Source organism: Deltaproteobacteria bacterium (assembly GCA_035063765.1).
Classification (GTDB): domain Bacteria; phylum Myxococcota_A; class UBA9160; order UBA9160; family PR03; genus CAADGG01.
The window spans coordinates 255,290-274,364 of the sequence record JAPSFT010000005.1 but is presented as its reverse complement, the minus strand read 5'-3'; the positions used below and the strand labels follow the sequence as shown (position 1 = coordinate 274,364).

At 73.3% G+C, this 19,075-nt stretch carries 17 protein-coding genes; 10 read left to right on the top strand and 7 right to left on the bottom strand.

Annotated elements, in window-relative coordinates:
- Nucleotides 1-91: 91 nt before the first annotated feature.
- Nucleotides 92-769: an NADPH-dependent F420 reductase gene (gene npdG / locus OZ948_05175; protein ID MEB2344111.1), complete on the top strand. Its 678-nt coding sequence runs from the start codon at nt 92-94 to the stop codon at nt 767-769.
- A gap of 685 nt (nt 770-1,454) precedes the next feature.
- Nucleotides 1,455-4,199: a vitamin B12-dependent ribonucleotide reductase gene (locus OZ948_05170; GenBank protein ID MEB2344110.1), complete on the top strand. Its 2,745-nt coding sequence runs from the start codon at nt 1,455-1,457 to the stop codon at nt 4,197-4,199.
- Between the two features lie 342 nt (nt 4,200-4,541).
- On the opposite strand, the gene OZ948_05165 is transcribed toward OZ948_05170, so the two are convergent.
- Together OZ948_05165 and OZ948_05160 are read right to left on the bottom strand one after the other, a co-directional pair.
- Nucleotides 4,542-6,266: an amidohydrolase gene (locus OZ948_05165; protein ID MEB2344109.1), complete on the bottom strand. Its 1,725-nt coding sequence runs from the start codon at nt 6,264-6,266 to the stop codon at nt 4,542-4,544.
- A gap of 19 nt (nt 6,267-6,285) precedes the next feature.
- The gene (locus tag OZ948_05160) at nt 6,286-7,011 is read right to left on the bottom strand and encodes an HAD family hydrolase (protein ID MEB2344108.1); all 726 of its coding nucleotides are present in this window, start codon (nt 7,009-7,011) and stop codon (nt 6,286-6,288) included.
- A 69-nt stretch (nt 7,012-7,080) separates the two neighbouring features.
- Between OZ948_05160 and OZ948_05155 the strand changes: the two genes are divergently transcribed.
- Entirely contained in the window at nt 7,081-7,926 is an 846-nt protein-coding gene (locus OZ948_05155; protein ID MEB2344107.1) for a hypothetical protein, read from the top strand.
- Here OZ948_05155 and OZ948_05150 read toward each other — a convergent pair whose 3' ends face one another.
- A complete protein-coding gene (locus OZ948_05150; GenBank protein ID MEB2344106.1) occupies nt 7,927-9,621 on the bottom strand; it encodes an electron transfer flavoprotein-ubiquinone oxidoreductase in 1,695 nt (564 codons plus the stop codon). It lies immediately after the preceding gene.
- A gap of 169 nt (nt 9,622-9,790) precedes the next feature.
- Between OZ948_05150 and OZ948_05145 the strand changes: the two genes are divergently transcribed.
- The gene (locus tag OZ948_05145) at nt 9,791-10,723 is read left to right on the top strand and encodes a hypothetical protein (GenBank protein ID MEB2344105.1); all 933 of its coding nucleotides are present in this window, start codon (nt 9,791-9,793) and stop codon (nt 10,721-10,723) included.
- An 18-nt stretch (nt 10,724-10,741) separates the two neighbouring features.
- Here the strand turns inward: OZ948_05145 and OZ948_05140 are convergent, their stop codons facing one another.
- The 3 genes from OZ948_05140 to OZ948_05130 form a co-directional block, all read right to left on the bottom strand.
- A complete protein-coding gene (locus OZ948_05140) occupies nt 10,742-11,395 on the bottom strand; it encodes a TetR/AcrR family transcriptional regulator (GenBank protein MEB2344104.1) in 654 nt (217 codons plus the stop codon).
- Nucleotides 11,396-11,415: 20 nt separating this feature from the next.
- A complete protein-coding gene (locus OZ948_05135) occupies nt 11,416-12,165 on the bottom strand; it encodes a prolipoprotein diacylglyceryl transferase (protein ID MEB2344103.1) in 750 nt (249 codons plus the stop codon).
- Between the two features lie 102 nt (nt 12,166-12,267).
- On the bottom strand, nt 12,268-13,401 hold the full coding sequence (locus tag OZ948_05130) for a PAS domain-containing sensor histidine kinase (protein MEB2344102.1): 1,134 nt from the start codon (nt 13,399-13,401) through the stop codon (nt 12,268-12,270).
- Between the two features lie 196 nt (nt 13,402-13,597).
- Between OZ948_05130 and OZ948_05125 the strand changes: the two genes are divergently transcribed.
- The 5 genes from OZ948_05125 to OZ948_05105 all read left to right on the top strand — a co-directional run bounded on the left by OZ948_05125 (nt 13,598) and on the right by OZ948_05105 (nt 17,567).
- Nucleotides 13,598-14,446 carry a lysophospholipase gene (locus tag OZ948_05125; GenBank protein MEB2344101.1) on the top strand — a complete coding sequence of 283 codons (849 nt, stop codon included), beginning with the start codon at nt 13,598-13,600 and terminating at the stop codon, nt 14,444-14,446.
- A 3-nt stretch (nt 14,447-14,449) separates the two neighbouring features.
- Entirely contained in the window at nt 14,450-14,947 is a 498-nt protein-coding gene (gene moaC / locus OZ948_05120) for a cyclic pyranopterin monophosphate synthase MoaC (GenBank protein ID MEB2344100.1), read from the top strand.
- Between the two features lie 80 nt (nt 14,948-15,027).
- Entirely contained in the window at nt 15,028-16,290 is a 1,263-nt protein-coding gene (locus OZ948_05115; protein MEB2344099.1) for a hypothetical protein, read from the top strand.
- Nucleotides 16,291-16,371: 81 nt separating this feature from the next.
- Nucleotides 16,372-17,088: a DNA repair protein RadC gene (gene radC, locus OZ948_05110; protein ID MEB2344098.1), complete on the top strand. Its 717-nt coding sequence runs from the start codon at nt 16,372-16,374 to the stop codon at nt 17,086-17,088.
- Between the two features lie 62 nt (nt 17,089-17,150).
- Nucleotides 17,151-17,567: a TIGR02266 family protein gene (locus OZ948_05105; protein ID MEB2344097.1), complete on the top strand. Its 417-nt coding sequence runs from the start codon at nt 17,151-17,153 to the stop codon at nt 17,565-17,567.
- 6 nt (nt 17,568-17,573) lie between these two features.
- On the opposite strand, the gene OZ948_05100 is transcribed toward OZ948_05105, so the two are convergent.
- Nucleotides 17,574-18,002 carry a single-stranded DNA-binding protein gene (locus OZ948_05100; protein MEB2344096.1) on the bottom strand — a complete coding sequence of 143 codons (429 nt, stop codon included), beginning with the start codon at nt 18,000-18,002 and terminating at the stop codon, nt 17,574-17,576.
- Between the two features lie 213 nt (nt 18,003-18,215).
- Between OZ948_05100 and OZ948_05095 the strand changes: the two genes are divergently transcribed.
- Nucleotides 18,216-19,010 (top strand): lysophospholipid acyltransferase family protein, encoded by a 795-nt coding sequence (locus OZ948_05095; GenBank protein MEB2344095.1) that lies wholly within the window; start codon nt 18,216-18,218, stop codon nt 19,008-19,010.
- Nucleotides 19,011-19,075: the final 65 nt, after the last annotated feature.

Below are 19,075 nucleotides of genomic sequence, written 5' to 3'. Positions count from 1 at the left end.
AGCCTAGCCACGCGAGGAGATCGCGGCGACGATCGCGCCGAGGCCGGCCGCGGGAAGCGGGTTCGCGAGAGGGGCTCTAGTCTCCCGCGCCATGGATCCCCATGCGATCGCGATCCTGGGTGGAACCGGCGACCAGGGCCTCGGCCTCGCGCTGCGCTTCGCGCAGGCGGGCCGGCCGGTCGTGATCGGCTCGCGCCGGCTCGAGCGCGCGCAGGCCGCTGCCGGCGAGGTGCGCGCCGCCGTCCCCGGCGCCGACGTGGCGGGCCTCGACAACGCCGACGCCGTCGCGAAGGCGCCGCTCGTGATCCTCTCGGTGCCCTTCGAGCACACGGCGGACACGGTGAAGGCGGTGAAGGAGCGGCTCGGCGCGCAGCACGTGGTGGTGTCGATGGGCGTGCCGCTCGCCACGGCGATCGGCGACGGGCCGGTGCGCACGGTCGGGGTGTGGCAGGGCTCGTGCGCGGAGCTCGTCGCGTCGCTCGTGCCCGCGGGCGTCCCGGTCGTGTCGGCCTTCCAGAACGTCTCGGCCCACCGGCTCCGGGAGCTGGCCCATCCCGTCGAATGCGACGTCGTGGTCTCGGGCCCCCCCGCTGCGCGCAAGCTCGTGATGGAGCTCTGCGGGCTGGTGCCCGGGCTGCGCGGCATCGACGGCGGGCCGCTCGCGAACGCCCGCTACGTCGAGGGCGTGACCGCGCTCCTGATCGGCCTCAACGTCCGCTACCGGATTCCCGAGGGCGTCGGGGTCCGTTTCACGGGCGTTCCCGTCTGATGGCTGACGCAGTGAGCCAACGCGCCGCGTAAATCACGCTGCGACGCGGGCTTGCGCGACCGGTCCCGCTGCCCCCTGGCAAGCCCTCTTCGAGAGGGGCCCTCCGCGGCCGTCCAGGGCCTACGAACACGATGGGTTGTGCCTCCATCCGCCCTCTCCCGCGACATCTTGTATTTTCCCGTTGACGCTCCCGGCCCCGAGGAGTACACCCAGCATCACGGGGATGTGAACGGCCTGCCAGCGACTTGGGGGGGTTCAGTAACAAGGCGGTCGCTGGCGGGTGGCGAGCTGGTGAAGGGAAGGAGGACCCGGACCCGGCTCGGGGGGCGCCCGGAATGCCCGGCTCGAAAGGCCGGGTGGCTCTGGGCGCCCTCTTCGCCTCCTCGTGGCTCGGTCTCTTCGTGATCCGGTCTCCGGGTGGCTCGGCCGCTCGCTCCTACGTCCCATGCCCTGCTCGGGTCTCGCAGGCGAGCTCTCGGATCGGGGGAGCTCGAGGGGGTTCACTCGGCACGAGGGCGCCCCGGGGCGAAGCGGCCCGGAGCTCCGCCCATCACGCAGCGACCGCCAGCCCGTCGATCGTCGATCTGCCAACAGTCGGTCTGCCAACAGTCGAACCGGGGGAAGCGACGTGACCGAGGTCCAGCACGCGAGCGAGCGTTCCATCAACGGGACCTGGCGGCCCCGGGTGCGGGCAGGTGCGCGCAAGCCGCGCGGCCTCGCGATCCCGCGCCACTTCACGCGCGCCGGCGAGGACCCCTTCGATCGCGTCGCGTGGGAGCTGCGCTCCGCCCGCATCGCCAACGAGCGCGGTGAGACCCTCTTCGAGCAGAACGACGTCGAGGTGCCCGCCGCCTGGTCGGCGCTCGCCACGAACGTCGTGGTCTCGAAGTACTTCCGCGGCCACGTCGGCTCGCCCGACCGCGAGCACAGCGTGAAGCAGCTGATCGGCCGCGTGGTCGACCGGATCGCCGGGTGGGGCGACGCCTCGGGCTACTTCCGCACGCCCGCCGACGGCCAGAGCTTCCGCGACGAGCTGACCCACGTGCTGGTCCACCAGCTCGCCAGCTTCAACAGCCCCGTCTGGTTCAACCTCGGCGTCCCCGACACGCCGCAGCAGGCCAGCGCCTGCTTCATCAACTCGGTCGACGACACCATGGAGTCGATCATGGAGCTGGCGCGCACCGAGGCCACGCTCTTCAAGGGCGGCTCGGGGGCGGGCTCCAACCTGTCGCGGATCCGCTCCTCGCACGAGAAGCTCTCGGGGGGCGGCATCGCCTCGGGGCCGGTGTCGTTCATGAAGGGCTTCGACGCCTTCGCCGGCGTCATCAAGTCCGGGGGCAAGACCCGGCGCGCGGCGAAGATGGTGATCCTCGACGCCGAGCATCCCGACATCCTCGAGTTCGCGCGCTGCAAGTGGGACGAGGAGAAGAAGGCCTGGGCGCTGATCGAGGCCGGCTACGACGGCGGCTTCAACGTGCCGGGCGGCGCCTACGACTCGGTGTTCTTCCAGAACGCGAACCACTCGGTGCGCGTGACGGACGGCTTCATGGAGGCGGTGCGCGCCGACCGCGAGTGGCAGACCCGCGAGGTGCTGACCGGCAAGCCCGTGGAGACCTTCCCGGCGCGCCGGCTGATGCACGCGATGGCGGAGGCCGCCCACGCCTGCGGCGACCCCGGCATCCAGTACGACACCACGATCAACCGCTGGAACCCGTGCAAGACCTCGGGCCGGATCAACGCCAGCAATCCCTGCTCCGAGTACATGTTCCTCGACGACACGGCCTGCAACCTCGCGAGCCTGAACCTGATGCGCTTCGTCGACGAGGCGGGCCGCTTCGACGTCGAGTCGTTCCGGCGCGCGGTGGCGGTGGTGTTCCTGGCCCAGGAGATCCTCGTCGACCACGCCGACTACCCGACGGCGCGGATCGCCGAGAACAGCCACCTCTACCGCACGATCGGGCTCGGCTACGCGAACCTGGGCGCACTGCTGATGTCGCGCGGGCTCGCCTACGACAGCGACGAGGGCCGCAACCTGGCGGCCGCGGTGACGGCGCTGATGTGCGGGCAGGCCTACCTGAGCTCGGCGGAGATCGCCGAGGCGATGGGCCCCTTCCCGCGCTTCCGCGAGAACCGCGAGTCGTTCCTCGACGTGATCGGCATGCACAAGGCGGCCGCCGACGTGATCCCGGCGGCAGGCGTTCCGGCCGACCTGCTCGCCGCGGCGCGCAGCGCCTGGAGCGACGCCCTGGCGCACGGCCGCCGGCACGGCTTCAAGAACGCCCAGACCACGGTGCTGGCTCCGACCGGCACGATCGCCTTCATGATGGACTGCGACACGACCGGGGTCGAGCCCGACATCGCGCTCGTGAAGTACAAGAAGCTGGTCGGCGGCGGGCTGCTCAAGATCGTGAACCAGACCGTCCCGATGGCGCTGGCCCGGCTCGGCTATTCGGGCGAGCAGATCGCGTCGATCGTGCGCTACGTGGACGAGCAGGAGACGATCGAGGGCGCCCCCGAGCTGCGCGAGGAGCACCTCGCGGTCTTCGACTGCGCGTTCCGGCCGGCCAGTGGCAAGCGCTCGATCCACTGGATGGGCCACGTGCGCATGATGGGCGCCGTCCAGCCCTTCCTCTCGGGCGCGATCTCGAAGACCGTGAACCTGCCCGAGGAAGCCACGATCGACGACATCACGACCGCCTACACGGAGGCCTGGCGGCTCGGGCTGAAGGCGCTCGCCGTGTACCGCGACGGCTGCAAGCGCTCGCAGCCGCTCAACACGGGGAAGGCGAAGGACGAGGCAGCGGGCGCCGGTGCCCAGGTGATCTCGATCGAGGAGGCGCGGCCGCGGCGCGTGAAGCTCCCCGACGAGCGGGTGGCGCGGACCCACAAGTTCTCGATCGCGGGCCACGAGGGCTACCTCACCGTCGGCCTCTACGAGGACGGCGACCCCGGCGAGATCTTCCTGCGCATGGCCAAGGAGGGCAGCACGGTCTCCGGCCTCATGGACACGATCGCCACGATGACCTCGATCGCGCTCCAGTACGGCGTGCCGCTGAAGGCCCTGGTGGACAAGTTCAGCCACACCCGCTTCGAGCCCTCGGGCTTCACCAACAACCCCGAGATCCCGTTCGCGAAGTCGGTGACCGACTACGTGTTCCGCTACCTCGGCAGCCGCTTCCTGCAGAGCGAGGCGCCGCCCGAGGAGCAGGAGGCCGACGGGCTCGAGGCGGCGACGGTGCGCGCGCTGCCGCGCGCCGCGGTCGCGGGCGGCTCCGGGCGCCCGGCGCTGGCCGAGGCGAGGCCCGCGGCGCAGCAGGCCTTCGTCAACCAGGCCGACGCGCCCGCGTGTACGGATTGCGGCTCGATCACCGTCCGCAACGGCTCCTGCTACAAGTGCCCCAACTGCGGGCTCTCGATGGGCTGCAGCTAGTGTCCTGGATCGGACGTTCGCCGTCGAAGTCGCGAGCCGTCGCTTCCGGCTGGGTGTGCACCGAGATCGCGGCTACGGGCCGCTCGCAAGGCGCGCGACCGGGCCATAGCCGTCGCTATGGGGAGGGAGCGCAACGCTGCGCGCGGCCCGTAGCCGTGATCGAATGCAGGCGAACGTCCGATCCGGGACACCAGGAACCCCCGACCCCTCGTACCCCGACCACGCAGAGCCGGCGCTTCCAAGGGGGGTGAGGCGCCGGCAGGAGGGTGGGGAGCTCGGGCGACCGGGCTCCCCACCCTCTGGCTTCCGCGCGCGCCGCCCGGGCCCTGGGGGCGCCGGGCACTAGGCCTGGAAGCGCCGCTCGCCGTCGAGCCAGGTCTCGCGGACGGCGATGCTGCGCAGCGCCGCGGGGTCCACGCGGGTGGGGTCCGCGGCGAGGATCACGAGGTCCGCGGCCTTGCCGGCGGCCAGGACGCCGGTCGCGTCGCGCCCGCACTGCCAGGCCGCGTCGGCGGTCACCATGCGCAGCGCGGCCTCCGGCGTGACGCGCTCGGCCGGGTTCAGCACCTCGCCGCCGTCGCGCATCCGGCGCGTGACGGCGTTCTCGACGAGCCGCAGCGGCTCGATGTCGGTCACGCTCCAGTCCGAGTGCAGGCTCGGGCGCAGGCCGGCGCGCAACGCGGAGGCGCAGGGGTCGAGGCGGCTCGCGCGCGCGGGCCCGAGGATCTCGTCGCGGAAGGCGCGGCCCCAGAAGTGGACGTGGCCGATCAGGAACGAGGGCGACAGGCCGAGCGCCTTCATCCGCGCGATCTGGTCGTCGTGGAGGATCGAGCAGTGCTCGATCCGGTGCCGGTGGCCGGGACGGGGCCGGGCCGCCAGCGCGGCCTCGTAGGCGTCGAGCGTGGTGTCGATCGCGGCGTCGCCGTTGGCGTGCACGCAGACCTGCCAGCCCGCGTCGTGGGCGGCGCGCACGGTCTCGGTCAGGGCCTCCGGCGTGTAGTTGAGGGCGCCCCGGCCTCCGGAGCCCAGATAAGGCTGGCGCTGGTAGCCGCTGCGCCCCTGGTTCGACCCGTCGGACCATGCCTTCACGGCGCCGATCCGGAAGCGCTCGTTCCCGAAGCCCGGCGCGAGCCCGGCGTCGCGCCACGCCTTCGCGTGCGTCGAGACGAGGGCGCCGCCGAAGCGGATCGGCGGGTCCGCGGCCATGACGCCCCGGAGGAGCTCGAGGTCGGCCGGGCCGAGCGCGCCGATGCTGCAGTCGAAGAGGCTCGTGCAGCCGCGGCTCGCGGCCTTGCGGAACAGGCGCCCGATCGCCGCCGCGAGCTCCTCGGGTCCGGGCATCCCGATCCGGGCGAGGAAGGGCGCGAGCGCCGGCCCCTCGTCGAGCCGGCCGGTGAGCTCGCCGTTCGCGTCGCGCTCGAAGCGCCCCTGCGGCGGATCGGGCGTCTCGCGGCCGATCCCGGCCGCGGCGAGCGCCTTGCTGTTCACGTGCGCGATGTGGCCGTTCGACTCGAAGAGGAAGAGCGGGTGCTCGGGGGCGATCCGGTCGAGGAGCGCGCGATCGATCGGGATCGTGCCGGGCGTGATCGAGGCGTCGAACTGCCAGGCCTTGACCCACCCGCCCGGCGGCGTCTTCGCCGTCTGCGCGCGCAGCGCCTCGACGACCTCGTCCAGGGTCCGGCGCGCGAAGGGGCCGGCGTCGAGCCAGCTCTCGAAGGCCGCGAAGATGGTGTGCATGTGGGGATCGACGAAGCCCGGCAGGAGCGCCCCGCCGGCCAGGTCGACCACGCGCGTCCCGGCCGCCCGCAGGCCCTCGAGCTCGTGCTCCGCGCCGACCGCGAGGATCCGCCCGCCGGCGACCGCGACCGCCTCGGCGCGCGGCCGGGCGGGGTCCATCGTGAGCACGGTCCCGTTGCGGAACAGGATCTCGGCGCGCTCGGGCTGCGCTCGTGCGACGTGCGGCGCGAGCGGCGCCGCCAGCGCGCCGATCCCGCCCGCGATCACCTCGCGGCGCGAGACCATCAGGCGGAGCGCGGTCTCGAGCTTCGGATTGCAGCCGATGCACATGGCGGCCTCCTGCCTGGCTTCAGGGGAGTCTCGCGCAGAGCAGCTCCCGGAGCTCCGCGTGGCTGTCGGCGACGGCGTCCGCCTCCGGGTGATCCGAGAGGTCGTCGTGGGTGGCGCGGATGCGCACAGTGCCCATGCCGTGGCCGCGCCCGCCCGCCACGTCGGTGCGGCGCAGGTCGCCGACGTGCACCGCGTGGGCCGGGTCGACACCGAGGGGGCCCAGCGCGGCCTCGAACATGCGCGGGTGCGGCTTCGGGACGCCGACCTCGTCCGAGAAGACCAGGATCTCGAGCGCGTCCAGCAGGCCCACGCGCGCCAGGAAGCGGCGCACGATGCGGCCCCCGCTGAAGCCGGTGTCGCAGACGAGCGCGAGGCGGACGCCGCGCCGGGCGAGCGCGGCGAGCGTCTCCCCGGCGCCCGGCAGGGCCTCGACCTCGCCAGCCAGGCCGGCGTCCTCGAAGCGGCGGCCGAGCGCCGCGGCGAGCGGAGCGTCGTCGATGCCGAGCGAGGCGAGCGCCCAGCCCGCGATCTCGGGCGAGCCGCTGCCGATCCCGCGCGACCAGAGCTCGACGTGGCGGCCGTGCGCGGCGCGGATCGCCGCGAGGGCGGCCTCGGGCGCGACCTCGACGCCGCGCGCGGCAGAGGCCTCGACGAGCGCCGCCGTGCGCAGCTCGCGGGCGGCGTCGAGGTTGCCGTCCGCGAGCAGCGTCTGCCAGCAGTCGAAGGTGACCGCGCGCAGCGCCATGGGCCTCAGCGCCCGCCCGCGGCGCCGGCCGCTGGTGTCGGCACGGCGGCTGGGCTACTCCGCCGCGGCATGGAGGCCCTGCCCACGCCCGGGGAGTTCGTGCGCACGCTCGCGCCGGCGCTCGACCAGGCGGCCGCGATTGCCACCGCGCTCCAGGGGCGCGTGCCGAACGTCCCGAAGGCGGGCGAGAGCACCGCCGTGAAGGCCGCCCTCACGATCGCCGACACCGCGGCGCAGGAGGCGCTCCTGGTGCCGCTGCTGGCGCGCTTTCGCGCGGTGCGCCTCGAGGCCGAGGAGGCGACCCACAGCGTCGAGCTCTTCACCGGCGCCGCGCCCTCGCATCGCATCGTCGTCGACCCCATCGACGGGACCCTCCACTTCTACCTGGCCGGCCGCGGGCTGTACGCCGTGATGGCGGGCTTCGCGATCGCCGAACGATTCGAGGCGGCGGTGGTGGCGCTGCCGCGCGAGGCCCTGCGCTTCGAGGCCGTCCGCGGCGGCGGCGCGCGGCGCGCCCGGCCGGGAGGAACCTCCGAGCCGGCCCGCTGCACGACGAGCGGCAATCGCCTGTTCCTCAGCGACGGCGTCCCCGACGCGATCGAGGCACGCCTGTGCGCCGAGGGTTTCGCGATCGACCGCGCCTGCGGCGGGGCCGTGGCGCTCGCGCCGCTGGTGCCGGGCGTGCGCGGCGGCCTGCGCGTCTCGAAGTACGCGACGATCAGCGCGCGCGGCCGGATCCCGACCCTGATCGCCCGCGAGGGCGGCGCGCTCGTCGAGACCGCCGCCGGCGAGCCCTTCCCCGACTCCCTCGACGCGCCCGCCACCTCGCTGGTGGTGGCCTCCGACCGCGAGACGGCCGCTGCGATCCAGAAGGCGCTGCGCGCGGGATCGTCCGGGGCTGCACTGCGTGCCTGATCACATGTTCGTGTAATCGGGGCCCTCTCCGCCCTGCGGCGGGGTCCAGGTGATCACCTGGTACGGATCGGCGATGTCGCAGGTCTTGCAGTGCACGCAGTTCTCGTGGTGGATGAAGAGCTTCTTGCGTCCGGCCTGTTCGGGGTCCGGCATCATCTCGTAGACCGCGGCCGGGCAGAAGCTCTCGCAGGGGTTGCCGTACTCCACCGTGCAGACGTCGCTGCACAGGTCGACGTCCGCCACCACCAGGTGCGCGGGCTGGTCCACCTCGTGCTGGGCGCCGCTGAACTGGACCAGGTGCTCCTTCGAGAAGGTGAGCTTGCCGTCGAACTCGAAGGCCTCCTTCCGGCGCTTCCCGGCCGGCAGCTCGGAGAGCTTCTTCATGTGCGTGTGGCCGGCCGTGAAGGGCAGCGGGTCGACGAGGCCGCGCCCCCCGGTGATCAGCATCAGCGGGATGTTGAGACCCATCGCGAAGATCGGGCTCACCTCGGTCGAGCCGTGGAAGTTGCGCGCCTCCCGATGCTCCTGGTAGGCCCAGCTCGCGCGGTAGCGCTCCGCATAGCCGCCCAGGGTGACCGACGAGAAGTCGTCCCGCGCGAGCGCATCCACGATCGTCTCGGCTGCCAGCATCCCGGTCTTCATCGCGAGATGCACGCCGGACAGCTTGAACGGGTTCAGCATGCTCGCCGCGTCGCCGACCAGCAGGGCCCCGTCGCAGTAGAGCTTCGGCTGCGAGTAGAGGCCGCCGATCGGGAGCGTCTTGGCGCCGTAGCGCACGAGCTCCGCGCCCTCGAGCAGGTCGCGCATGAAGGGCGTCGTCTTGAAGCGCTGCGCCTCGAGATGCGGGTCGTTGAAGGGGTTCTTCGAGTCGAGCATCGTCACGAAGCCGAAGGACACGAGGTGGTCCTTCATGTCGTAGAGCCACATGCCGTTGAACTGCTTCAGGAAGTCCGGGAAGAGCGAGCCGTGGATCACGCGCCCGGGCTTGTGCTTCCCGGGCTGGACCCGCCAGATCTCCTTGATGCCCGTCTCGTAGACCTGCGGATACGGGCCCTCGAGCTCGAAGCGTTCGATGAGCTGCTTGGTGAGGCTCCCGCGCACGCCCTCCCCCAGCACCGTCACCTTCGCTCGGATGTCCATGCCGGGCTGGTAGTTCGCCTTCGGCTTGCCGTTGCGGTCGACACCCATGTCGCCGATCCGCACGCCGACCACGCGCCCACCCTCGACGAGGAGCTGGTCGCCCGCGAAGCCCGGGTAGATGTCGATGCCGGCCGCCTCGCACTTCTCCGCGAGCCACTTGGTGATGTTCGAGAGCGACGCGACGTGGTAGCCCTTCTTCTGGAAGTTGGGCGGGCAGATCGGGCTCTTGATCGTGAAGGAGCGGAAGAACACGTAGAACGAGGCGTCGTCGCAGACGTACTCGGTCGGGAAGCCCTGCGCCTGGAAGTCGGGCATCAGCTCGGCGATCGCCCGCGTGTTGACGACGGCTCCCGAGAGCGAGTGGTCGCCGACGCCGGCCGCCTTCTCGATCACCAGCACGCTCGGCTTCTCGAGCGGGGCGGCGCCGGTCCTCGCGGCCTCCTCGTTGTGGCGGTCGATCGAGCGCATCAGGTGCAGGGCCGACGCCAGCGTTCCCGGGCCCGCCCCGACGTAGAGGACGTCGACCTCGAGGCTCTCGCGTTCGATCTCGCTCATCCCGCTCTCCTCCGGCGGCCGCCGGCCTCTCGGTTCGGGCTCAACGTAAGGGGACCGTTCCCGCGGGTCAACGGAGCCCTTCCATCCCTCTTCTGTCCGATCCTCCGGAGCGGATCCCCCGGGGTCTCGGATGCGGGGCACGATGCGCGCGCGGTTATGCTCCTGCCTCATGTCCCGCAGCGACGCCGGTCTCGTCGACATCGTGCGCGAGTTCCTGCTCGCGCACCGCGAGCTGCACCGTCTCTTCGAGCGCCACCGGCAGGGCACGCTGCGCTGGGAGGAGGTGCAGCGGCTGGTCGGCGGCGACGAGGCGAGCGTGCTGTTCCGGCTCAAGGAGCGCTCGCACGCGCTGTTCCGTGGCGCGAACGCGGGCGCCGAGCTGCCGCGCGTCGCGCTCTTCGACCTGGCCGTGGGCTCGCTCTTCCACGAGGCCATGAAGCTGCGCGAGAACTTCTACCAGCTCGAGGTCTACGCGCCGAAGGTGGAGGCGGCGCGCAGCGACGCGGAGCCGGGCAGCGAGGCGTTGTTCGACGAGTTCGCGCGGATCCTGCGTGCGTCGCGCACGCGGCTCGAGGAAGCGCTCGGCGAGAGCGAATCGCTGCTCGAACAGACGCGGCGGCAGTTCCGCGTGCTCCTCGCCGCGCACCGCGAGAACGGGTTCGTCGCGCGCTACCTGCTCGAGAACGCCTCGCTCGCCGAGGAGGTGCTCGGGGAGCCGCTCGACGCGCTCTTCGCCTCGATCCACGGCGACGCGGTCGCGGGCTACGCGCTGGCAGCCCGCTCCTATCTCGAGAGCGGCCACTTCGACGAGGCGCGCCGGGCGCTCGCCGAGGCCAGCGCGCGCGATCCCGCGCAGCCGGCGCTCCGGGCGGCCACCTCCTACGCCGAGGGCATGAGCTCCTGGCTGCACGGCGACTACGAGCGCGCGCTCGACCAGCTCGAGCACTGGGCCGGCCAGCCCCACGCACCCGAGGACGCGCGCTTCCGGGAGCTGGCGCTGGCGGCGATCTCGCGGCTCGGCCAGCTCGTCGAAGGCGAGAGCGCCGCGACGCTCTCGGCGCGCGCCAGTGCGCTCGGACGCACCCTGGCGGCAGCGCGCTGACGGCCCCCTTCGTGGCGTTCAGTCCGGCCGCGGCGGGCGCATGCGCTGGGGCTCCGGCTTGCCCTCGCGGCGCAGCACGCCGTCCTGGAGCACGCCGAGCACCTCCTCGGTGCGCCAGGCCACGGCCTCCGCCGAGAAGATGTCCTCGACCCCCAGCACGGGCGCGCTGAAGGAGGGCGCCGCGTAGTGGAAGATGCCGAGGCCGAGGAAGTGCTGGAAGAAGTGGCGCGAGGAGAGCCGGCGGAAGGCGCCCGCGTCGACGCCCTCCCGGTAGAAGCGGAACAGGCGTCCGATCACGCGCTCGACGATCGGGAGCACGCGGCTCGCGTCGACCCCGGGGCTGTCGACGAAGACCCGGATCAGGATCCGCGCGTAGGACGGGTGCTCCGCGAGCAGATGGTGGAAGCCCGTCACCAGCCGCTCGAGGCGCTTCTCGGGCGCATCGGTGCCCGTGAGCGCCTCGACCAGCGCGCGGTCGAAGGTCTCGAGCATGTCCTCGAGCACCGCGGTGTAGAGCGCCGCCTTGCTCTCGAAGTAGTAGTAGAGCGCCGTCTTCCGCACGCCCACCTGCTCGGCGATCTTCTGCAGGTGCGCGCCCGCGAAGCCCTCGGTGGCGAACTCGCGCTCGGCCACCTCGAGGATGCGGCTGCGTGTGTCCTGGGCTCGCGACAAGGGCTCCCCTCCCCGTGGCGTCAGGTCGTGGCCGGAGCAGGGGTACGCCGCGCCGCGGCCAGCCAGCTCACCCCGCCCACCAGCGCGAGCGCGATCGCGATCAGCTGCGCCTCGCTGAGCCCGAGCCACACGCGCGGGTTCACGCGCAGGAACTCGACGGCGAAGCGGCCGGCGGCGGCGAGCACCAGGTACTCCCCCCACAACAGCGGGCTGCGCTTCCGGCGCCACCACAGGAAGGCGGTGAGCGCGAAGAGCCAGACCATCTCGTAGAGCTGGGTCGGGTGCACGCGCTCGAGTGTCGGCGGGGCGCCTTCGGGGAACGCCATGCCCCAGGGCGCGTCCGTCGGCCTGCCGTAGTCGTCGCCCACCAGGAAGCAGCCGAGCCTGCCGAAGGCCTGGCCGATCGCGCCGGCGAGCGCCGCGGCGTCGAAGAAGGCCGAGCTGGGGATCCGGTGGATCCGGGTCCCGATCCAGCACAGCCCGATCGCGCCGAGCAGCCCGCCATAGAAGGTGATCCCCGCGCGCGACAGGAACGCCTCGGCGAACGGAAGCTCGCCGCGCAGCCACATGTCGAGGGCGTAGTAGAGCTTGGAGCCGCCGATGCCCCCCACCATCGCGTAGATCAGCAGGGTGGTGGCGCCCTCGGGGTCGAGCCCCATCTCCGCCATCCGCCGGGCCGTCAGCCAGGTTCCGGCCAGGAAGCCCACGGCGAGCAGGAGCCCGAAGGACGAGATCGGGAACCCGAAGATCTCGAAGACGACGGGATACATGGTGTCCTCGGAGGGGCGCAGGCTACGGGAGCCGGCCCGAGGACGCCAGCGACAAGGGGAAGCGTCGCGCGCAGGACGCGCAGGGAGCCGCCGCAGACTCCGTCAGGGTCGCGGCAGTGCGACGTGGAAGGCGGCGCCCGTGCCGGGGGCACTCTCCACCCACGCGCGCCCCCCGTGCAGCTCGGCGATCTTCTGTACGATCGCGAGGCCGATCCCGGTTCCCCTGCGACCGCCTTCGCGGGGGATGCTGTGGAACATCTCGAAGATGCGCCGGTGCTGGCTCGGGTCGACGCCGCGCCCGTTGTCGCGCACCACGACCTCGTGCCAGCGCGCGTCCTCGCGGATCTCGACCGCGACCTGCGGCCGCTCGCAGGGCCCCATGTGCTCGAGCGCGTTGCCGAGCAGGTTGGAGAAGAGCTGGTAGAGGCGCGTGCGATCGCACAACAGGAGCGGCGACTCCACCGGCAGCGCCAGCGAAGCGCCCGCCGCGTCGAAGCGTGGCTTGAGCTCGCCCTTCAGCTGCTCGAGCACCGCGAGCGGGTCCACCAGCACACGCTGCTCGCCGTGCCCGATGCGGGCGAAGTCGAGGAGCTCCCGGATCAGGGTCTCCATCGTCCGGCCGGCCTCGGTGATGCGGTCGAGGTAGTGGGTGCCCCGCTCGCCGAGAAGTCCGCCGAAGTCGTCGCGCAGGAGCCGGGAGAAGCCGAGCACCGAGACCAGCGGTGATCGCAGGTCGTGGGCAACCGCCCGGATCGTCTGCTCGAGGTCCTCGTGGCGGCGGCTCCACTGCCGCTCGTCCCGGCGCCGCTCGGTGTCGTCGCGCAGGAGCACCACGACGCCCACCCCCACCCCCGCCTCGTCGCGCAGCGGGCTCGCCGAGGCCGAGAGCCAGCGCGGCTCACCGCCCTGGCGGGGATGGAGCTCGAAGGAGCCACGCAACACGGGGCCGGTGCACGGCAGGGCGCGCGCACCGGCGAGCCGGCGCGCACACTCGGCGACGGGCCAGCCGAGCAACGAAGCGGGCGCCTGGCCGAGGAGCGCCCCGCAGGCCGCGTTCGCGTAGCGAAGCCGGCCGGTTCGCCCGATGACCGCGACCGCTTCGGGCGACTCGTCGAAGACGGCCGCGAGGGCAGCGAGCCGCCCGCCCAGGTCCGCGTCGGGACCCGGGTCCGGGTGGACTCCACCTCCGGTGGCGGTCTCCGGCGGATGCGAAGCCGTGGGTCGGGCGAGAGCCACGCAGCTCCTCGTGAGACGACGATTGGTTTCGGGTTCCGAGCGGAGTGCGATCGTACCACCCTGCGAAAGCGGGGGTCAAACCCGGCGGGCGATGGGTGTGACCACCACATGAAGCCCCCTCGGGGCCCGGGCGACTCGCTGCATACCGGGCGCGATCTCCGTTGACGTGAATCCGCCGCGCTGTAGGGTTCGCCGCGTGGAGCGCCGCGTCGTCCGCCGCTCGCAAGCGAAGTTCGAAGCCCCCGACGGGACCCGGCTCCTCCGCCGTGCGTGGCTGCCCCGCGAGGCGCGCCGTGCCGTCGTGCTCGTGCACGGCCTCGCCGAGCACAGCGGCCGCTACGACCACGTGGGCGCCTGGCTCTCCACCCGGGACTGTGCCGTACACGCCTACGACCACCGCGGGCACGGCCAATCCGAGGGCAGGCGTGGCCACGCGAGCTCGTTCGCGCAGCTCCTCGACGATCTCGAGGCCTTCCTCCAGCTCGTCCGCCGCGAGCATCCCGATCTCCCGCTGGTCCCGATCGGCCACAGCATGGGCGGCCTCGTCACCACGGCGCTGCTCGCCGAGCGCAAGCCCGACGTCGCCTGCGCGGTCGTGTCCGGACCGGCGCTCGAGGTGCCGGAGCACGTGTCGGCGGGGCGGCTGCGGATGGCGCGGGGGCTGCGCCGGATCGTGCCGCGGCTGCGGATGGCGGCCGGCCTCGCGCCGGAGGACCTGTCGCGCGACCCCGAGGTCGTGCGCGCCTACGTCGAGGACCCGCTCGTGTTCCGGCGCATCACCGTCTCGCTGGCCTCCGAGCTGCTCGAGGCGGTGGCGCGCACTGCCGGCGGCGCCTTCCAGGTGCAGGTGCCGATGCTGCTGCTCCACGGCGAGGCCGATCGCCTGTGTCCGGCGCGCGGCAGCCGCGCCTTCCACGGCCAGCTCCGGGGTCCGGGCCATCGCCTCAAGATCTACCCCCAGCTTCGCCACGAGATCTTCAACGAGCCTGAGCACGAGCAGGTCCTCGAGGACCTGCTCGCCTGGCTCCGCGAGCGCGAGGCCTGAGCCGTGGCCGGCCTGAGCCATCTCGACGAGCAGGGCCGGGCGCGCATGGTCGACGTCGGCGACAAGGCGGAGAGCCGGCGCGAGTGCGTGGCGCGGGCGGCCGTCCGGATGGCGCCGGCCACGCTCGCCGCGATCACCGAGGGACGCACGCCGAAGGGTGACGTGCTCGCCGTCGCGCGGATCGCGGGGGTGCAGGCCGCCAAGCGCACCCACGAGTGGATCCCGCTCGCCCACCCGCTCGCCCTCGACGCCGTCGAGGTGGAGCTGCGCCCGGACCCGGCCGGCTCCTGCGTGCACGTCGAGGCACGGGTCCGGGCGCGGGCGCGCACCGGCGTCGAGATGGAGGCGCTCGTCGCGGCCAGCGCCGCCGGCCTCACCCTCTACGACATGTGCAAGGCGATCGACCGCGCCATGACGCTCGACGCGGTGCGGCTCGTGCGCAAGAGCGGCGGGAAGAGCGGCGACTGGCACCGCCCCGGCGAGGACGAGGCGCCCGCCTGAGCGGATCGGCCTGTCCGCGGGGCCGTCGCGAGGCTATCGTGCGCGCGGGGGCCGACATCCGTTCCGGGGGAGAACTCGCCTTGCCCAAGCGGGTCGCGCGCCTCCTTGCCTTCACCGGCCTGGCCTGCCTCGCCCTCGATGGGCCGCCCCCCGCGATGGCGGCCGACCCGCAAGGCGCCCAGCGCATCGTGCTCAAGCCCGAGGACCGCGCCGGCTGGAGCCCCACGCAGCTCTTCGGCTCGATGCGTCCGGACTACCACTCGGACCGCACGCTGAAGGTCGAGACCTCCCCGCCCGGCGCCACCCTCGATCTCTTCTACGTCCGCGCCAGCTTCCAGAAGCGCTACGAGCAGGCGCAGGCGCCGGTGCTGCTCGAGCTCCCGACCCGTGCGGAGGCCGGCAAGCGCGACTCGGTGACGATCCGCGCCTTCCTGCCCGGCCACCGCATCGAGACCCGCCAGGTGGACGTGAAGGGCGGGGAGGAGCGGGTGCTGATCGAGCTCCACCCGCTCGACAACACGCTCGTGTCGGTGGCGCACACCTATTTCGCGGGGCGTGCCGGGCTCTCGCTGCTGCTGCGCACGCCCGCCCAGGTGCGCGTGCGCAAGGCCGAGCAGGGGTTCAGCCTGGTGCTGGCCCAGACGGCGGTCGAGCCGAGCGCCACGGAGGTGCTGGGCGGGCTCCGCAGCCCGCTGCTCGCGGGCGCCTCGGTGCAGCAGCTCGGGGAGGACCTGCTGGTCAAGGTGACGCTCCCGGGCGGCGTGACGGGCGCGGACCTCGAGCTGCGCTCGCGCGAGCAGGCCGATCCCGTGCGCGGCCTGCACCGCTTCACGGTCGACATGATCCCGCGCGGCCAGGCCGACGCCGGCGTCACGCGCGCGCGGACGGCGCTCGCCCAGATCGGCGGCGGCGACGTCACCGGCTGCAACGCGACCTTCGACTCCGCGCTGCGGCGCGCGCTCGACCGCGAGGCGCTGGCGCGGGCGCTCGCCCCGCGCGGTGACTTCACGGATCCCTACCTGCGCGCGGCGTTGCGCCGGCTCGGCGAGGTATCGCCAGGTGGCGCGATCGCGCTCGAGGACGGCGTGCGCTACCGGCCGGGGGTCCCGCTCGAGCTGGCCGCGGCCGCCAGCCAGGCGGTGTCGGCCCGCGGGTACCTGGCGCTGCTGCGCCAGTGGGTGCGCCTGCTCGAGCCCGAGCCGTACCGCGACGAGGCCCTGCGCAGCCTGGTCGCCCCCGAGCTGCAGCCCGCCGCGTTCGACCGCGTGCTCGCCCGCGCGCGCGCCGCCGAGGCCGGCTGCCGCGGCGGCACCTCCGCCCGCGCGGGCGCGCGCGAGGGCTAGCGCCACCCGTTCCTCCTCGCCCGCCCGCTCCCCGGTCCCGCCGGAGACGCCTTGGGCTGGACAGCCGACGAAGCCGAGCCGATGCGCGACGCGCGCGAGGCCGGGCTCGCCGCCGGCGACGGGCCGCGCGAGCGGCTCGCCGCACTCGGCCCCGAGGCGCTCTCGGACGCCGAGCTGATCGCGCTGCTGCTGCGCACCGGCGACGGCCGGCGCGACGCCCTCGCGCTCGGTGCGCGGCTCCTGCAGCGCTACGGCGGACTCGCGGGCCTCGCGGTGGGCTCGGCCTCCGAGCTCGCCCGCGAGGAGGGGATGGGGCCCGCGAAGAGCGCCACGCTGGTGGCGGCGCTCGAGCTCGGGCGCCGCATCGCGGCACGCCGCCTGCGCAGCGGGGAGCCGGTGCGCGGGCCCGCGGACGTCTTCCGCCATTTCCATGCGCGCCTGCGCGATGCCCGCTGCGAGCGCTTCCTCCTGCTCCTGCTCGACGGGCGCCATCGCATGCTGCGCGAGGTGGCGATCTCGCAGGGCACCCTCACCGCCAGCCTGGTCCATCCCCGCGAGGTGTTCCGGCCTGCGCTGCGCGAGGCGGCGGCCGCGGTGGTGCTCGTCCACAACCACCCGAGCGGTGACCCGACGCCGAGCCGGGAGGACCAGGAGATCACCCGGCGCCTGGCGGAGGCCGGCGACCTGCTCGGGATCCCCGTCGTGGATCACGTGGTGGTGGCGGAGCGGGGCTACGCGAGCCTGCGCGAGGCGGGGATGCTCGCCGGGCGCCCGGGGGAGGCGGGCGGGCCCGGCTAAGGCCCGCCCGCCCGCCGGACGATGGTTCCTCCGGGGCCGTGGGAGAGTCCCGGAGGTCGCAGATGGGCGAGCCGGTCGGCGTGCGCGAAGCCGCGGTCGGGGAGCAGGAGCCGTTCGACGCCGTGGTCGAGCGGGTCGAGACGGAGGTGGAGCGCCGGCGCTCGCCGCGCTCGCCGCTGATCGTGCGCGTGGCCTACTCCACGGTCGACGCGCTGTTCTCCGAGTTCAGCCGCAACATCAACGAGGGCGGCGTCTTCATCGAGACGGAGACCCCGCCGCCGACCGACACGCGCGTCGCGCTCCAGTTCGAGCTGCCCGGCAGCGACGAGCCGATCCGCGCCCGCGGGCGCGTCGCCTGGATCCGGCCCGCCTCCGCGGACGGGCCCGCCGGGATGGGCGTCGAGTTCGAGCACCTCGGCTCCGACGCGCGCCGCCACATCGACGCGCTCGTGCGTCGCCTGCGCTCCGCCGGCCGCTAGCCAGCCCTAGAACGGGATCTCGTCGCCGCTCGCGACCGGCGGCTCCTCCGCTGCGCCGGGGTCCGACGGGCCGCCGCGCGGCGCGCCGCCCTCACCCCGTCCGCCGGGTGCACCGAGGAACTGGACGGTCTGGACGTGCACCTCGGTCGTCTGGCGCTTGTTCCCGTCCTTGTCTTCCCAGTCCCGGGTGCGGAGCTGGCCCTCGACGTAGACGGTGCGACCCTTGTGCAGCCACTTGGTGCACAGCTCCGCCGTCTTGCCCCACGCCACGATCCGGTGCCACTCCGTGCGCTCCTCGCGGGCACCTTCGCGGTTGGTGAAGCTGTCGCTCGTCGCGAGCGAGAAGTTCGCCACCGCCTGACCGCCCTTGGTGAAGCGCAGCTCCGGGTCCCGCCCGAGGTTGCCGATCAGGATGACCTTGTTGACGCTGGCCATGTCGACGGATCTCCTTTCAGGGGATCTCCCGGAGCGCGTCCCGGGCGCGCTGCGCCCGGGTGACCGCTCCGTCCGAGGGGGGTGAGGAGACCCCCGGATCTTCTCCGCGGCGGAGCGCGCCGTCAAGCGGAACGCGCGGCATCGCCCTCGCGTTGACAGCCGTTCTCGCGAGCCCCTAGCATCGAAGCAGCGTCCCAGGCGAGGCGAGACCCCATGGGCAACCTCTTCCGCCTGCTGCTGCTCGGGATCTACACCGTCGTCATCGGGATCCCGGTGCTCGCGGCCAGCCCCTTCGATCGGGAAGCGCGCGTGGTGCGCGCGCTCGGGCGCGTCTGGGTGCGCTGGATCCTGCGCACCTTCGGCGTCCGCGTCGTGGTCGAAGGCCTCGACAACGTGCCGACGCAGGCTCCGGTGGTGCTCATGTCGAACCACCAGAGCCTGGTCGACATCGCCGCGCTCGTCGACACCCTGCCGCCGTCGGTCTCGTGGCGCTTCGTCGCGAAGCGGGAGCTGGTCCGGGTCCCGATCTTCGGCTGGTGCCTGGTCACGACCGGGCAGATCATCATCGACCGCGGGAACCGCGAGCGGGCGGTGGCGAGCCTGCACCGGGCCGCCGAGCGCATCCGGAGCGGCGCCAGCGTGATCGTCTTCCCGGAAGGCACGCGCAGCCCGAGCGGGAGCCTGCGCCCCTTCAAGAGCGGACCCTTCCACCTGGCGCTCGAGGCGCAGGTCCCGATCGTGCCGGTCACGGTCTCGGGCTCCCAGCACATCACGCCGAAGGGCAGCCTCCAGGTCCACCCGGGTGTCGTGAAGATCGTCTACGGCAAGCCGATCCCGACGCGCGGCATCCGCCTCGAGGAGCGCGGCGGCCTGAAGGCGCGCGTGCGCGAGGCGATCGCCCAGGGCTACGACGTCGCGCTGCAGGGCCCGCCGGTGATCGAGGCCGCGCCGGAGGAGCACGACACGCCGATGGAGGGAGCGCCGCGCGCCGCCAGCAAGCGCGGCTGAGGCGCGTGGCGCCGCCGGCGGCTCGCGGTACCTTCCGCCCGACTTTCGTCCCACCGGGGGGTGAG

Excerpts from the sequence above, each read along its gene's own strand:
- npdG (MEB2344111.1), top strand. The coding sequence starts at position 92 with ATGGATCCCCATGCGATCGCGATCCTGGGTGGAACCGGCGACCAGGGC.
- OZ948_05165 (MEB2344109.1), bottom strand. The coding sequence starts at position 6,266 with ATGTGCATCGGCTGCAATCCGAAGCTCGAGACCGCGCTCCGCCTGATG.
- OZ948_05160 (MEB2344108.1), bottom strand. The coding sequence starts at position 7,011 with ATGGCGCTGCGCGCGGTCACCTTCGACTGCTGGCAGACGCTGCTCGCG.
- OZ948_05155 (MEB2344107.1), top strand. The coding sequence starts at position 7,081 with ATGGAGGCCCTGCCCACGCCCGGGGAGTTCGTGCGCACGCTCGCGCCG.
- OZ948_05150 (MEB2344106.1), bottom strand. The coding sequence starts at position 9,621 with ATGAGCGAGATCGAACGCGAGAGCCTCGAGGTCGACGTCCTCTACGTC.
- OZ948_05145 (MEB2344105.1), top strand. The coding sequence starts at position 9,791 with ATGTCCCGCAGCGACGCCGGTCTCGTCGACATCGTGCGCGAGTTCCTG.
- OZ948_05135 (MEB2344103.1), bottom strand. The coding sequence starts at position 12,165 with ATGTATCCCGTCGTCTTCGAGATCTTCGGGTTCCCGATCTCGTCCTTC.
- radC (MEB2344098.1), top strand. The coding sequence starts at position 16,372 with ATGCGCGACGCGCGCGAGGCCGGGCTCGCCGCCGGCGACGGGCCGCGC.
- OZ948_05105 (MEB2344097.1), top strand. The coding sequence starts at position 17,151 with ATGGGCGAGCCGGTCGGCGTGCGCGAAGCCGCGGTCGGGGAGCAGGAG.
- OZ948_05100 (MEB2344096.1), bottom strand. The coding sequence starts at position 18,002 with ATGGCCAGCGTCAACAAGGTCATCCTGATCGGCAACCTCGGGCGGGAC.
- OZ948_05095 (MEB2344095.1), top strand. The coding sequence starts at position 18,216 with ATGGGCAACCTCTTCCGCCTGCTGCTGCTCGGGATCTACACCGTCGTC.